Genomic DNA, 15,165 nt, shown 5'->3' with positions numbered 1-15,165 from the left:
TCACATCCGGAAGACGCCGAAGCCGGGCGCCGAGTAGTCCCGCTGGGGGAGGGGGGCGTTGGCACAGGCCGTCAGGGCGAGCCCGAGGACCTGGCGGGTCTCCATCGGGTCGATCACCCCGTCGTCCCACAGCCGGGCCGTCGCGTAATAGGCGTTGCCCTGCTGTTCGTACTGGGCGCGGATGGGGTCCTTGAAGGACTCCTCGGCGTCGAGCGGCCAGCTCTCGCCGCGCGCCTCCAACTGGTCGCGCTTGACGGTGGCGAGCACCGAGGCGGCCTGCTCGCCGCCCATCACCGAGATCTTGGCGTTGGGCCACATCCACAGGAAGCGCGGCGAATAGGCGCGGCCGCACATCGAGTAGTTCCCCGCCCCGTACGACCCGCCGACCACGACCGTCAGCTTGGGGACGCGGGTGCAGGCGACGGCGGTGACCATCTTGGCGCCGTGCTTGGCGATGCCCCCCGCCTCGTAGTCCCGTCCGACCATGAAGCCCGAGATGTTCTGGAGGAACACCAGCGGGATGCCGCGCTGGTCGCACAGCTCGATGAAGTGGGCGCCCTTCTGGGCGGATTCGGAGAACAGGATGCCGTTGTTGGCGACGATGCCGACCGGGTGGCCGTGGATCCGGGCGAAGCCGGTGACCAGCGTCTGGCCGAACTCGGCCTTGAACTCCTGGAAGCGGGAGCCGTCGACCACGCGCGCGATGACCTCGCGGACGTCGTACGGCGTGCGCGAGTCGACCGGCACCGCCCCGTACAGCCCGTACGGATCGGCCTTGGGCTCCTCCACGGGCTCCACGCTCCACGGGAGCTCACCGCGCGCGGGGAGGGTGGCCACGATGTTGCGCACGATCCGCAGGGCGTGCGCGTCGTCCTCGGCGAGGTGGTCGGTGACGCCGGAGGTGCGCGAGTGGACCTCGCCGCCGCCGAGCTCCTCGGCGGTGACGACCTCGCCGGTGGCGGCCTTCACCAGCGGCGGGCCGCCGAGGAAGATCGTGCCCTGGTTGCGGACGATCACGGCCTCGTCGCTCATCGCCGGGACATACGCCCCGCCGGCCGTGCAGGAGCCGAGGACCGCCGCGATCTGCGGGATCCCGGCGCCGGACATCCGGGCCTGGTTGTAGAAGATCCGGCCGAAGTGGTCGCGGTCGGGGAAGACCTCGTCCTGCATCGGCAGGAAGGCGCCGCCGGAGTCGACCAGGTACAGACACGGCAGCCGGTTCTCCAGGGCCACCTCCTGGGCGCGCAGGTGCTTCTTCACCGTCATCGGGTAGTACGTGCCGCCCTTGACCGTGGCGTCGTTGGCCACGATCACGCACTCGCGGCCGCTGACCCGTCCGATCCCGGCGATGACCCCGGCGGCGGGTGCCTGGTCCCCGTACATCCCGTCGGCCGCGAGCGGCGCGAGCTCCAGGAACGGCGAGCCGGGGTCGAGCAGGGTGTCGACCCGGTCGCGCGGCAGCAGTTTGCCGCGCGCGACATGGCGCTCGCGGGCCCGCTCACCGCCGCCGAGCCGGGCCGCGGCCAGTCTGGCGCGCAGCTCCTCGCCGAGGGCGCGGTGCGCCTCCTCGTTGGCCCGCCACGCCTCGGACGCGGGATCTGCCGCGCTCCCAAGGACCGGTGCCTGCTGCATCGTGTCGAGCCCCCTTGCCCGTACGAAGTCTTCCGGCCGGATGTTAATGACCGTTAACTCATTTCCTCCAGGTTAACGAGCGCTAACCGCGTTGTCTAGAATGAATTCTCATGAGCACCCGGACCGATGCCCCCACCCGACGCGAGCAGATCCTCCGCGAGGCCGCGCGCCTCTTCGCCGAGCGCGGCTTCCACGGCGTGGGCGTCGACGAGATAGGCGCGGCCGTGGGCATCAGCGGCCCCGGCCTCTACCGGCACTTCGCGGGCAAGGACGCGATGCTGGCGGAGCTGCTCGTGGGGATCAGCGGGCGGCTGTACGACGGCGGCCGCAAGCGCGTCGCCGAGGCCGACGGGGGCCCGGAGGCGGTCCTCGGCTCGCTCATCGACGGCCACATCGACTTCGCCCTCGACGACCGGGCGCTCATCACGCTCCACGACCGTGAGCTGGACCGGCTGCGCGACAGCGACCGCAAGCTGGTGCGGCAGTTGCAGCGGCAGTACGTGGAGCTGTGGGTCGGGGTCGTAAGGGAGCTGTACCCGGGGTCCGAGGCCGAGGTCCGGGCGGCGGTGCACGCGGTGTTCGGGCTGCTCAACTCGACGCCGCACCTGGGGTCGTACGGGGCGGGGCTGCCCGGCCGCACGGCCACGGAGGCGCTGCTGCGGCGCCTGGCGCACGGGGCGTTCGCGGCGCTCGCGGGCTGAGTGCCGCCACGCGCGCGTGCGCGCGTCCACTGCGCGGGACGGACGGAGCCCGCCGCCGCGCACCGGGGCAGAATGGAGCGCATGCCGATACCCAGCCGTGCCGCTCTCGTCGACCACCTCGTCCGCACCCGTATCGCCGGAGACGTCGCCACCCCCCGCGACAACAACCTCTCCCACTACCGCAAGCTCGCCAACGGCGACCGCCACTACTGGCTGGGCCTGGAGCTGGGCGACCGCTGGACCGACGAGCAGGACGTGCTCGCGGTGATGGCCGAGCGCTGCGGGGTCGTCGACGACCCCGGGCACCGCACGGGCCAGGACACCATCGACCCCGAGCTGACCGTCGACGCCCTGGAGCGGATGGCGGCGCGGCTGCGCAAGGCGGCCGCGGGCAAGCAGCGGGTGCTCTTCGCGACCGGCCACCCGGGCGCGCTCATCGACGTGCACAGCAGGACGGCCGCGGCCCTGCGCGCCGCGGGCTGCGAGATCGTGCGCATCCCCGACGGGGTGCTGGCCGACGAGGGCTGTGTGGTGCAGTTCGCGGACGTCTCGCTCTTCGAGCGCGGCGCGTCCCTGTGGCACACGCACTCGCCCGCGCCGATGGCCGCGATCCTGGATGCGCTGGAGCGTGAGGGGCGGGCGCTGCCGGATCTGGTCGTCGCGGACCACGGCTGGGCCGGGTGCGCGGCGCAGCGCGGCATCGATGCGATCGGGTACGCCGACTGCAACGACCCCGCGCTGTTCCTGGCGGAGGCGGAGGGGACGCTTCAGGTTGCCGTGCCGCTGGACGACCACGTGGTCGATCCCCGGTTCTACGAGCCGATGACCGAGTATCTGCTGGGTGCGGCCGAGTTGGTCTGAGGTCGCGCCGTGGGGGCGGGGGCGGGTTCTCGTCTGCGGACCGTGGGTGGCTGGTCGCGCAGTTCCCCGCGCCCCTAAAAGCAGGCGGTCGCGGTCACCGCGTACGTAAGGCAGGCCCTTCAGGGGCGCGGGACCCGCACCACGCCCTCCTGGATGACGGTGACTGCCAGACGGCCGTCCTGGGTGTAGATCCGGGCCTGGCCCAGGCCCCGGCCCGCCGAGGCCGACGGTGACTCCTGGTCGTACAGGAGCCATTCGTCGGCCCGGAACGGCCGGTGGAACCACATCGCGTGGTCCAGGGACGCGCCCACCACGTCCCCGACCGCCCAGCCGCCCCGGCCGTGTGCGAGCAGCACCGAGTCGAGCAGCGTCATGTCGGAGACGTAGGTGGCGAGCACGATGTGCAGCAGGGGGTCGTCCGCGAGCTTGCCGTTCGTACGGAACCAGACCTGCGAGCGGGGCTCGCGCGGGGTGCCGACGCTGCCCCACGGCGGTACGTCGGCGTAGCGCAGGTCGACGGCCGCGCGGGCCTCGACCAGACGGGCGGCGACGTCCGCGGGCAGATGGCGCGGCAGCATCTCGGCCGCCGTCGGGAGCGACTCGGGGTCCGGCGCGGGCGGCATGTCCGCCTGGTGCTCAAGACCCTCCTCGTACGTCTGGAACGACGCGGAGAGGTGGAAGATCGGATGGCCGTGCTGGACCGCCACCACCCTTCGGGTGGTGAAGGAGCGGCCGTCGCGGATGCGGTCGACCATGTAGACGATCGGTGCGCCCGGATCCCCGGCGCGCAGGAAGTACGCGTGCAGGGAGTGCGGCGGCCGGTCCCCGGGGACGGTGCGGCCCGCGGCGACCAGCGCCTGGGCCGCCACCTGCCCGCCGAAGACGCGGGGTACGAGCGCCGAGCGTGAGCGGCCCCGGAAGTAGTCCTGCTCGATCTGCTCAAGGTCGAGCAGATCGAGCAGGGCATCCAGAGCCTCGGTCACAGACCCATGTCCTTGGCGATGATCGTCTTCATGATCTCGCTGGTGCCGCCGTAGATCCGGTTGACGCGGTTGTCGGCGTACAGACGGGCGATCGGGTACTCGTTCATGAAGCCGTAGCCGCCGTGCAGCTGGAGGCACCTGTCGATGACGCGGTGGGCGACCTCGGTGCAGAACAGCTTGGCGGAGGCGGCCTCGGCCGGGGTCAGCTCGCCCGCGTCCAGGGCCTCCAGGGCGCGGTCGGCGACGGCCTCGGCGGCGTCCACCTCGGCCTGGCAGGCGGCCAGCTCGAACTTGGTGTTCTGGAAGTGCGCGACCGGCTTGCCGAAGACGGTGCGCTCCTGGACGTACTCCTTGGCGAACCGGACGGCGGCCTTGGCCTGCGCGTAGGCGCCGAAGGCGATGCCCCAGCGCTCGGAGGCGAGGTTGTGGCCGAGGTAGTAGAAGCCCTTGTTCTCCTCGCCGAGGAGGTCCTCGACCGGGACCTTCACGTCGACGAACGCCAGCTCGGCGGTGTCGGAGGTCTTCAGGCCGAGCTTGTCGAGCTTGCGGCCGATGGAGTAGCCCTCGGACTTGGTGTCCACGGCGAACAGCGAGATGCCGTGGCGGCGGTCCTCGGCGGTGGGGGCGGCGGTGCGGGCGCAGACGATGACCCGGTCCGCGTGGACGCCACCGGTGATGAAGGTCTTGGCGCCGTTGAGGACGTAGTGCGTGCCGTCCTCGGAGAGCTTCGCGGTGGTCTTCATGCCCGCGAGGTCGGAGCCGGTGCCCGGCTCGGTCATCGCCAGGGCCCACATCTCCTCGCCGGAGACGAACTTCGGCAGGAAGCGCTTCTTCTGCTCGTCGTCGGCGAGCGTCTTGATGTACGGCAGGCCGAGCAGCACGTGCACGCCGGAGCCGCCGAACTGGACGCCCGCGCGGGAGGTCTCCTCGTACATGACGGCTTCGAACTTGTACGAGTCGATGCCGGCGCCGCCGAACTCCTCGTCGACGCGGATGCCGAAGACACCCAGCTCGGCGAGCTTGTAGTAGAAGTCGCGCGGCGCCTGGCCGGCGGCGAACCACTCGTCGTAGACCGGGACGACCTCGGCCTCGATGAAGGCCCGGATGGTCTCCCGGAACGCCTCGTGGTCCTCGTTGAATACCGTACGGCGCACGGAGCTTCTCCTTCGACGGTGGCGGCGACTTTGGCTAAGCGCTTGCTCAGAGATTGAAATACGAAGTTACCCGGCGGTCACTCGCACTGTCCAGAGTGAGCCTCAGCACTTCCGGCCGCACTCCGTAGTGCCAGCCACAGCTCTGTACGGACGTCCATGTCGTCCAGGTCCGCGTCGAGCAGCGCGGCGCAGCGGGCCAGACGCTGGCGGACGGTGTTGCGGTGCACGCCGAGGGCCACGGCCGTGCGGTCCCAGCTGCCGTGCAGCGAGAGCCAGGTGCGCAGGGTCGTGAGCAGCGGCTCGGCGAGCGGGGCGAGTATCCGGCGCGCGTACGCGGCGGCCTCCGCCGGGTCCACCAGCGAGGCGTAGCCGCCGGTGCGGTGGCGCACCAGGGGCGAACGGGCCGCCTCGGCCCGGCGCAGGGCGCGGGCGGCCTGGGCGTCGGCGGCGGCCAGCTCCCCGGCCCCCACGGGGGCGCTCGCCCCCAGGGTCCAGCCGGGGTGCGGGCCGACGTCCTGCCCGCCGGGGACGAGCACGCGCGCGTGGCCGTCGCCCGCCTCCACCAGCGGGCTGCCGAGGTCGGGCGGGGCGCCCTCACCGCGCGCGTGGACGACGGTCCAGGGCGCCTCGCCGAGCAGCGGCGCGACCTCGGCCGGGGCGTCGCCGAGCAGCAGCCGCACCAGTGCGGCCGACCGGGTGGCCTCGTCCGCGCCCTGCCGCTCGGCGGTGAGCAGCGAGAGCAGGACGGCCGCGACCCCGGCGATGGTGTGGTCGCCGGCCTCGCGCCCGGGAACGGCGACCCCGAGGGCGAGCCCCCGGGCCCCGGCGAGCGCGTGGACGGCGAGCTGCTCCCCGGCGACGGCGTCGGTGGCGGTCAGCGCCTTGGGGCCGCCGGAGGCCGGACCCGTCACCACCCGCGCCAGTCGCCGCACCGCGTCCCGCACCTCGTCGGGCCGGTCGGGACCCGAGCCGGCCAGCACCGCGCCGTCCGCCGTGAGCACCCCCGCCCAGCCCCCCAGCCGCGTCGCGAGCTGGTGCAGGACCGCCGGGACCGGGTCGGGGCGGGCGGCCGCCGAGGCGAGGCCCTGCTGGGCCTGGGAGACCCGGCGCAGCTCGTGGTGGCGGGCCTCGGTCATCAGGCCCCACACGGCGCGGGCGATCGCCGTGAACGTGGTCGGCGGCGGCACCTCGACCAGTGGCAGCCCGTGCCGCTCGCAGGCGGCCACCAGCGCCGCCGGAACCGTGTCGTGCACCGGCGCGAGCCCGAAGCCCAGCGCCGCCGCGCCCGCCTCCGCGACCCGCGCCGCATAGCGCTCCGGGTCCGTGAGCTGCACGCCCGCGGTGAGCAGCAGCTCCCCGCCGAGCAGATACGGATACGGGTCGGCCATCTCCGAGGTGTGCACCCAGTGCACCTCGGCCCCCGGCGGCCCGGCGATCTGCCGCAGGCCGAGGTCCGGCCGGGCGAGCAGGGCGGCCAGTGGGACGGGAGTGGTGGGTGGGGCCGCCGCGGGCTCGGCAGGCATGGTCACTCCGTACATCGGTGGGGCCTTAAGTGGAGGAAACGTACACTTCAGTATCGCTGGACGGCCACCTAGGGTGGCCAGCGCGGGCCGCACGGGCCCGCGGGAACCACAGGCCGCCGGGTTCGACGCGGGCCGATCACGAAGGGCACTTCACATGAGCAGCAACGAAACGCCGCGCGGTCCGATCGACTCGTCCCGCGTCCCGCGGTACGCCGGGCCCGCGACCTTCGCCCGGCTGCCCCGCCTCGACGAGGTCGGCACCGCCGATGTCGCCGTGATCGGCGTGCCCTTCGACAGCGGTGTCTCCTACCGCCCCGGCGCCCGCTTCGGCGGCAACGCCATCCGCGAGGCCTCGCGCCTGCTGCGCCCGTACAACCCGGCCCAGGACGCCTCGCCCTTCGCGCTGGCCCAGGTCGCGGACGGCGGCGACATCGCCGTGAACCCGTTCAACATCAACGAGGCCGTCGACACGATCGAGGCCGCCGCCGACGACCTGCTCGGTACCGGCGCCCGGCTGATGACGCTCGGCGGCGACCACACCATCGCGCTGCCGCTGCTGCGCTCGGTCGCCAAGAAGCACGGCCCGGTCGCGCTGCTCCACTTCGACGCGCACCTGGACACCTGGGACACCTACTTCGGCGCCGAGTACACCCACGGCACCCCGTTCCGCCGCGCGGTGGAGGAGGGCATCCTCGACACCGAGGCGCTCTCCCACGTCGGCACCCGCGGCCCGCTCTACGGCAAGCAGGACCTGACCGACGACGAGAAGATGGGCTTCGGCATCGTCACCTCGGCCGACGTCTACCGCCGCGGCGCCGACGAGATCGCCGACCAGCTGCGCCAGCGCATCGGCGACCGCCCGCTCTACATCTCGATCGACATCGACTGCCTCGACCCGGCGCACGCCCCCGGCACCGGCACCCCGGAGGCGGGCGGCATGACCTCCCGCGAGCTCCTGGAGATCCTGCGCGGCCTGGCCTCCTGCAACCTGGTCTCGGCCGACGTCGTCGAGGTCGCCCCGGCGTACGACCACGCCGAGATCACCTCGGTGGCCGCCTCCCACACCGCGTACGAGCTCACGACGATCATGTCCCGACAGATCGCGGCGGCCAAGGCCGCCAAGTGACCCACGACCACGACGTGGTGCTGCGCCCCACCGAGGCGCAGACCCGGGCGGCCCTGAACCCGCCGCCCGGCCGCATCGGCGGCGACCTGGTCATGGAGACCCTGCGGGGACTCGGCGCGACCACCGTCTTCGGGCTGCCCGGCCAGCACGCCCTCGGGATGTTCGACGCGCTGCGCCGCTCGTCGATGACGTACGTCGGTCTGCGCGTCGAGAACAACGCCGCCTTCGCCGCCGACGCGTACGGCCGGGTCACCGGCGAGGCGGCCCCGCTGCTGCTGTCCACCGGCCCCGGCGCCCTCATGTCGCTGGCCGCGCTCCAGGAGGCGGCCGCGGCGAGCGCCCCCGTGCTCGCCATCGCCAGTCAGGTGCCCACGGCCGGACTCGGTGGCGGCCGCCACGGCTATCTGCACGAACTCCGCGACCAGCAGGGCTCGTTCCGGGACGTCGTGAAGTCCGTGCACACGGTCCGCTCCCAGTCCCAGATCCCGTCCGCGATCGCGGCGGCCTGGGAGTCGGCGCTGACCGCCCCGCACGGCCCGGTCTGGGTGGAGATCCCGCAGGACGTGCTGCTCGCCGAGACCCCGCTGCCGGTCGTCACGGCCGTGGACGCGACCCCGCACGAGCTGGTGCCGCGCCCCGAACTGACCGCCGTGGCCGCCGAGTTGCTGACGAACGCGGCCCGCCCGGCGATCATCGCGGGCGGCGGTGTCGTACGCTCCGACGCCTCCGGCAAGCTCCGCGCGCTCGCCGAGAGGCTGGACGCGCCGGTGGTCACCACCTTCGGCGGCAAGGGCGCCTTCCCCTGGGAGCACCCGCTCTCGCTCCAGTCCTGGATGGAGGACCGGCACACCACGGACTTCCTGGAGGACGCCGACGTCCTGCTCGTCGTCGGCTCGGGCCTGGGCGAACTCTCCTCGAACTACCACACGTTCAGGCCGCGCGGCCGGGTGATCCAGATCGAGGCGGACCTCGGCAAGCTGGAGTCCAACCACCCGGCGCTCGGCATCCACGCGGACGCCCGTATCGCGCTCTCGGCGCTCCTGGAGACCGTGGGCGAGCGCACCGACCCGGCGGCGGCCGCGTCCGTGCGGACCGTCCTCACCAAGGTGCGCGAGCGCCTCGCGGGGCAGGACCTGGAGGCCGAGCAGCGGATCCTGGCGCAGGTGCGGGCGGCCCTGCCCGCCGACGCGCCCAGCTTCTGGGACATGACGATCCTGGCGTACTGGGCCTGGTCCGCCTGGCCGGGCGCGCTGCACTCGGCCCAGGGCGCGGGCGGCCTCGGCTACGGCTTCCCGGCGGCGATCGGGGCCGCGGCCGCCGACCCGACGCGGCCGGTGCTCGCGGTCTCCGGCGACGGCGGCGCGATGTACTCGATCGCCGAGCTCGCCACCGCGAAGCAGTACGACCTGCCGGTGACCTGGCTGATCGTCGACGACGGCGGCTACGGCATCCTGCGCGAGTACATGACGGACGCGTTCGGCGAGGCCACCGCGACCGAGCTGGCCCGCCCGGACTTCGTGGCGCTCGCCCAGTCCTTCGGCGTGCCGGCGGTCCGTACGAGCGTGGAGTCGCTCCAGGAGGACCTGGGCAAGGCGCTGGCGGCCCCCGGGCCCTCGGTGGTCGTGCTGCCCGCCGTGCTGAGGATGTTCGCTCCGACGCATCTGTAGTGCCGGGTTCCGATCCGTAATGCCGTAATCCGACCAGTTTCTGTCCGCCCGTGACAGAGCTGTGACAGGTTCAGTGGGCAACTTTCCCGTTCGCGACGAGTCATCTCAGGCGGGCGCACCACGGGGGTGCGCTCGCCTCATGACTTTCCGGGGACGGGAACGCTTTGCCCAGACAACTCCGCACATCGCGAATATCCCGCAGAGCGCGCCGCGGCGCGCTCTCCTTGGCCGTAGCCGCGGGCGTGCTCGCGCCGGTCGTCGCGGGTGCCACGCCGGCCTCCGCCGCCGCATCGGTGACCTGCACCTCCAACAAGGCCGGTCTCGCGGCCAAGCTGTCCAAGGACATCACCTCGGCGCTCAGCGGCCGCTCGTCGCTGACGGCCGTGGCCCTGTACGACCGCTCCACCGGCACCAAGTGCGAGCTGCGGGCGACCGACACCTTCGACTCCGCGAGCGTGGTCAAGGCCACCGTGCTGGCGACGCTGCTGTGGGACGCGGGCAAGCAGCACCGCTCGCTCACCTCGAACGAGCGCGCCCTGGCCACCAAGATGATCACCGCGTCGGACAACGACTCGACGACCGCCCTGTGGAAGCAGCTCGGCACCTCCAAGGTGTCCGCGTTCCTCCAGGCCGCCGGGATGACCCAGACGACGCCGGGCTCCGGCGGCTACTGGGGCCTGACCCGGATCACCGCCCGCGACCAGGCCAAGCTGCTCGCGCTGCTGACCTCCCGCAACTCGGTGCTCAGCGACGACGCCCGCGAGTACGAGCTGGGCCTGATGAATCGCGTCCAGTCCGACCAGCGCTGGGGCACCCCCGCGGGCGCCCCGGGCGGTACGACCGTGCAGCTCAAGAACGGCTGGCTGCCGCGCGCCACGCACGGCTGGCGGGTGCACAGCATCGGCGCCTTCACCGACGGCGGCCACGACTACGGCATCGCCGTCCTCACCGAGGACAACAGCTCGATGAGCCAGGGCATCAACACCATCGAGGCCGTCGCCCGCGCCGTCCACGCGGACCTCGGCCGCCCGGCCGAGGGCGGCAAGCCCTGGAACCCGCCGAAGTGGCAGCGGCCGACGGTGGCGAGCGAGGCCATCCCGCCGGTGCCCGAGGCCCCCGCGGGCCGCGACCTCGTCACGACGGTCCGGGGCCGCTAGCCCGACCCGTACGCCCCCGGAAGACCCGCCCGGTCCTAGGACCAGAGGCGGGTCTTTCGCTTCCGAACCGCTTCCAAATGTTGCCGCGGGATGAAATCCGCCGGTGACGGCGTTGGAGCCTTCCGGTGGAGCGGACAAACGGGAGGCAACCAGTGGCGGCGGCAGAGCAGGGGTGGGCACGACGGCTCACCGGGTACGCCTGGCGGTACCGGCGCGATGTCGTGCTGGCGCTCGGGTCGTCGCTCGGCGGCATGGCGGTGATGGCTCTGGTCCCGCTGGCCACCAAGGTGATCATCGACGATGTGATCGGGGCCCACACTCGGTCCCTGGCGGTCTGGACCGGCCTTCTCATAGCCGCGGCGGTCGTCGTGTACGTACTTACGTACATACGCCGCTACTACGGCGGCCGCCTCGCCCTGGACGTCCAGCACGACCTGCGTACCGACATGTACGCGACGATCACCCGGCTCGACGGGCGGCGCCAGGACGAGCTCTCCACCGGCCAGGTCGTCGGCCGGGCCACCAGCGACCTCCAGCTCATCCAGGGCCTGCTCTTCATGTTGCCGATGACCATCGGCAACATCCTGCTCTTCCTGATCTCGCTGGCCGTGATGGCCTGGCTCTCCCCGCTGCTGACCGTGGTCGCGCTGGCCGTGGCGCCCGCGCTGTGGTTCATCGCCCGGCTCAGCCGCACCCGGCTCTTCCCCGCCACCTGGTACGCCCAGGGCCAGGCGGCCGCCGTGGCGGGCGTCGTCGACGGCGCCGTCTCGGGCGTCCGCGTGGTCAAGGGCTTCGGCCAGGAGGACCAGGAGACCGGCAAGCTCCGCGAGGTGGGCCGCAAGCTCTTCGCGGGCCGGCTGCGCACCATCAAGCTGAACTCCCGCTACACCCCGGCCCTCCAGGCCGTCCCCGCGCTCGGCCAGGTGGCCATGCTGGCGCTCGGCGGCTGGCTCGCCACCCGGGGCGAGATCACGCTCGGCACCTTCGTGGCGTTCTCCACCTATCTGGCGCAGCTCGTCGGGCCGGTGCGGATGCTGGCCATGGTGCTCACCGTCGGCCAGCAGGCCCGGGCCGGCGTCGAGCGCGTCCTGGAGCTGATCGACACCGAGCCGTCCATCGCGGACGGCACCAAGGAGCTGCCCGCCGACGCCCCGGCCACCGTCGAGTTCGACGACGTGCGCTTCGGGTATGAGGACGGGCGACCGGTCCTGGACGGCTTCTCCCTGGAGATCCGCCCCGGCGAGACCGTCGCCGTCGTCGGCGCCTCCGGCTCCGGCAAGTCCACCGTCTCGCTGCTGCTGCCGCGCTTCTACGACGTCACCCACGGGGCCGTCCTGGTCGGCGGCCACGACGTGCGCGAGCTGACCCTGGCCTCGCTGCGTGCCGCCATCGGCCTGGTGCCGGAGGACAGCTTCCTCTTCTCCGACACCGTGCGCGCCAACATCGCGTACGGGAAGCCGGACGCCACCCAGGAGGAGATCGAGGCCGCCGCGCGCGCCGCGCAGGCGGACCGCTTCATCTCCGAGCTGCCGGGCGGCTACGACACCACGGTCGGCGAGCACGGCCTGACCCTCTCGGGCGGCCAGCGCCAGCGCGTCGCCCTGGCCCGCGCCATCCTCACCGACCCGCGCCTGCTGGTCCTGGACGACGCCACCTCGGCCGTGGACGCGCGCGTGGAGCACGAGATCCACGAGGCTCTGAAGTCGGTGATGGCCGGGCGCACCACGCTGCTCATCGCCCACCGCCGCTCCACCCTCAACCTCGCGGACCGCATCGCCGTCCTCGACGAGGGCCGCCTGGCGGCGCTTGGCACCCACGAGGAGCTGCAGCGCGACTCGGCGCTCTACCGCCGTCTGCTGACCGACCCCGACGAGCTGGGCGCGGTCTCGCCCGGCCACATCGCGCCGGCCGAGGCGGTGGAGGACCACACCGTACGGGACGAGCTGGACGCCGAGTTCGACGCCGAGCGGGGCATCACACCGCCGCTGTGGATACGCGAGGACAAGCCCGTCTCCTCCGCCCCCGGCGGCATGCCGGCGACCCCCGAGCTCCTCGCCCAGGTCGAGGCGCTGCCCCCGGCCGACGACACCCCGCAGATCGACGAGGCCCGGGCCGTGCAGCCCGAGGAGTCGTACGGGCTGCGCCGTCTGCTGCGCGGCTTCGGCAAGCCGCTGGCCGTCAGCCTCGCGCTCGTCGCGGTCGACGCGGGCATGTCCCTGCTGCTGCCGGTCCTGATCCGGCACGGCATCGACCAGGGCGTCTCCAAGCTGGCGCTGGGTGCGGTGTGGGCGGCCGCGGGCCTGGCCCTGCTGACCGTGGCGATCCAGTGGGCCGCGCAGTTCGGCGAGACCCGGATGACCGGGCGCACCGGCGAGCGCGTCCTCTACAGCCTCCGCCTGAAGATCTTCGCCCAGCTCCAGCGGCTCGGCCTGGACTACTACGAGCGCGAGCTGACCGGCCGGATCATGACCCGGATGACCACCGACGTCGACGCGCTGGCCACCTTCCTCCAGACCGGTCTGGTCACCGCGTTCGTCTCGGTCGTCACCTTCTTCGGCATCATGCTGGCGCTCCTGGTCATCGACCTCCAGCTCGCCCTGGTCGTCTTCGCCACCCTGCCGCCGCTGATCTTCGGCACGTACTTCTTCCGCAAGCAGAGCGTGAAGGCGTACGAGCTGGCCCGCGAGCGGGTCGCGGGGGTCAACGCCGACCTCCAGGAGTCGGTGAGCGGGCTGCGGATCGTCCAGGCCTTCGGCCGCGAGCGCGACGGCGGCGAGCGGTTCGCCGCCCGCAGCGCCGACTACCGCAAGGCCCGTATCCGCGGCCAGTGGCTGATCTCGGTGTACTTCCCGTTCGTCCAGCTCCTGTCGTCGGTCGCGGCGGCCGCGGTGCTGATCGTGGGCGCCCACCGGGTCGACGCGGGCACCCTGACGACCGGCGCGCTCGTCGCGTACCTCCTCTACATCGACCTGTTCTTCGCCCCCGTACAGCAGCTCTCGCAGGTCTTCGACGGCTACCAGCAGGCGGCCGTCTCGCTGAAGCGCATCCAGGAGCTGCTGCGCGAGCCGACCTCCACGGCGACGGCCGACGAGCCGCTGGACGTGCTGTCCCTGCGCGGCGAGATCGCCTTCGAGGACGTCGACTTCGCGTACGGCGACAAGGAGGAGGCGCTGTCGGGCGTGAGCCTGCGGATCCCGGCCGGGCAGACCGTCGCCTTCGTCGGCGAGACCGGCGCGGGCAAGTCGACACTGGTCAAGCTGGTCGCGCGGTTCTACGACCCGACCGGCGGCCGGGTCACCGCCGACGGCACCGACCTGCGCTCGCTCGACATCACCGCCTACCGCCACCGCCTCGGCGTCGTCCCGCAGGAGGCGTACCTGTTCGCCGGGACCGTCCGGGACGCCATCGCCTACGGGCGGCCCGACGCCACCGACGCCCAGGTCGAGGCGGCGGCCCGCGCGGTCGGCGCGCACGACATGATCGCCACCCTGGACGGCGGCTACCTCCACGAGGTGGCCGAGCGCGGCCGCAACCTCTCGGCCGGACAGCGCCAGCTGATCGCGCTGGCCCGCGCCGAGCTCGTCGACCCGGACGTCCTGCTCCTCGACGAGGCCACCGCGGCCCTGGACCTGGCCACCGAGGCCCAGGTCAACCAGGCCACCGACCGGCTCACCGGCCGCCGCACCACCCTGGTCGTCGCCCACCGCCTCACCACGGCCGCCCGCGCGGACCGGGTCGTGGTGATGGACCACGGCCGGGTCGTCGAGGACGGCACCCACGACGAACTCCTCGCCCAGGACGGCCGGTACGCGAGCCTGTGGCGCACCTTCATCGGCGAGGACGAGCCCGCGGCGGTGTGAGCGGCTCTGAGTACGCGTACGTACGGAAATGAGTACCGGGGACGGTCCGCGCGGCGGGCCGTCCCCGGTTTGATCGGGGGCATGACCACGAACACCGGGTCCGAGCCCGCCCCGACCCCGACGACCTCCCTGCCCCGGCTGCGCTCGGCGGCCGTGCTCTCGGCGGTCGGGCTGATCCCGGCGGTGGTTCTCGCGGTGCTCGTCGTGGCCAGCTCGGACCGGTTCTCCCGGTGTCTGACCTACGGCGACTACTACCCGGACTGCCGCCACCACGGGGTCGGCGGCAGTCCGCTCGGCTGGGCCCTCGCCGTCGCCGGTCTCGCCCTCGTCCTCGTACTGGCCGTGCCCGACCGCGCCCGGCGCGTCAAGGAGCTGCGGACGGCGGGCCTGTGCGTCCAGCTCTTCGCGGAGCTGACCTTCCTCGCGATGCTGCTCAGCAACGCCTGACGGGACCGCCCCGCTCCCCGCGCAACCGCGGGTAGCCCCCGCGCGTCCGTACTC

The 15,165-nt window shown here is 72.9% G+C and carries 11 protein-coding genes; 7 read left to right on the top strand and 4 right to left on the bottom strand.

All coding sequences use genetic code 11. The annotated features are described in order from the left end of the window. On the bottom strand, positions 1–1,632 hold the full coding sequence (locus OG965_RS16410) for a carboxyl transferase domain-containing protein (RefSeq protein ID WP_371652819.1): 1,632 nt from the start codon (positions 1,630–1,632) through the stop codon (positions 1–3). 110 nt (positions 1,633–1,742) lie between these two features. On the opposite strand from OG965_RS16410, the gene OG965_RS16405 reads away from it, so the two are divergent. Both OG965_RS16405 and OG965_RS16400 read left to right on the top strand, forming a co-directional pair. Then, positions 1,743–2,333: a TetR/AcrR family transcriptional regulator gene (locus OG965_RS16405; protein WP_371652818.1), complete on the top strand. Its 591-nt coding sequence runs from the start codon at positions 1,743–1,745 to the stop codon at positions 2,331–2,333. Between the two features lie 81 nt (positions 2,334–2,414). Beyond that, positions 2,415–3,194, top strand: a complete 780-nt coding sequence (locus OG965_RS16400; RefSeq protein WP_371652817.1) for a phosphatase — start codon at positions 2,415–2,417, stop codon at positions 3,192–3,194. A 119-nt stretch (positions 3,195–3,313) separates the two neighbouring features. Here OG965_RS16400 and OG965_RS16395 read toward each other — a convergent pair whose 3' ends face one another. From OG965_RS16395 to OG965_RS16385, 3 genes are all read right to left on the bottom strand, one after another. After that, positions 3,314–4,177, bottom strand: coding sequence for an acyl-CoA thioesterase (locus OG965_RS16395; protein WP_371652816.1), 864 nt, complete (start codon positions 4,175–4,177; stop codon positions 3,314–3,316). Further along, positions 4,174–5,331, bottom strand: a complete 1,158-nt coding sequence (locus tag OG965_RS16390) for an acyl-CoA dehydrogenase family protein (RefSeq protein ID WP_371652815.1) — start codon at positions 5,329–5,331, stop codon at positions 4,174–4,176. Before OG965_RS16390 ends, OG965_RS16395 begins: the two co-directional genes overlap by 4 nt. Before the next feature lie 77 nt (positions 5,332–5,408). Then, the gene (locus OG965_RS16385; protein ID WP_371652814.1) at positions 5,409–6,854 is read right to left on the bottom strand and encodes a PucR family transcriptional regulator ligand-binding domain-containing protein; all 1,446 of its coding nucleotides are present in this window, start codon (positions 6,852–6,854) and stop codon (positions 5,409–5,411) included. Positions 6,855–7,008: 154 nt separating this feature from the next. Here OG965_RS16385 and speB point away from each other — a divergent pair, with 154 nt between their 5' ends. The 5 genes from speB (at position 7,009) to OG965_RS16360 (ending at position 15,111) form a co-directional block, all read left to right on the top strand. Further along, entirely contained in the window at positions 7,009–7,980 is a 972-nt protein-coding gene (speB, locus tag OG965_RS16380; RefSeq protein WP_371652813.1) for an agmatinase, read from the top strand. Beyond that, the gene (locus tag OG965_RS16375; protein WP_371652812.1) at positions 7,977–9,647 is read left to right on the top strand and encodes a thiamine pyrophosphate-binding protein; all 1,671 of its coding nucleotides are present in this window, start codon (positions 7,977–7,979) and stop codon (positions 9,645–9,647) included. Before speB ends, OG965_RS16375 begins: the two co-directional genes overlap by 4 nt. A gap of 224 nt (positions 9,648–9,871) precedes the next feature. Further along, the gene (locus tag OG965_RS16370; protein ID WP_371652811.1) at positions 9,872–10,804 is read left to right on the top strand and encodes a serine hydrolase; all 933 of its coding nucleotides are present in this window, start codon (positions 9,872–9,874) and stop codon (positions 10,802–10,804) included. A gap of 152 nt (positions 10,805–10,956) precedes the next feature. Continuing rightward, the gene (locus OG965_RS16365; protein WP_371652810.1) at positions 10,957–14,664 is read left to right on the top strand and encodes an ABC transporter ATP-binding protein; all 3,708 of its coding nucleotides are present in this window, start codon (positions 10,957–10,959) and stop codon (positions 14,662–14,664) included. A gap of 81 nt (positions 14,665–14,745) precedes the next feature. Further along, the gene (locus OG965_RS16360; RefSeq protein WP_371652809.1) at positions 14,746–15,111 is read left to right on the top strand and encodes a hypothetical protein; all 366 of its coding nucleotides are present in this window, start codon (positions 14,746–14,748) and stop codon (positions 15,109–15,111) included. Positions 15,112–15,165 lie beyond the last annotated feature (54 nt).

The sequence above is a fragment of the Streptomyces sp. NBC_00224 genome (assembly GCF_041435195.1).
Classification (GTDB): domain Bacteria; phylum Actinomycetota; class Actinomycetes; order Streptomycetales; family Streptomycetaceae; genus Streptomyces.
This window is presented reverse-complemented; position numbering and strand designations above follow the sequence as displayed.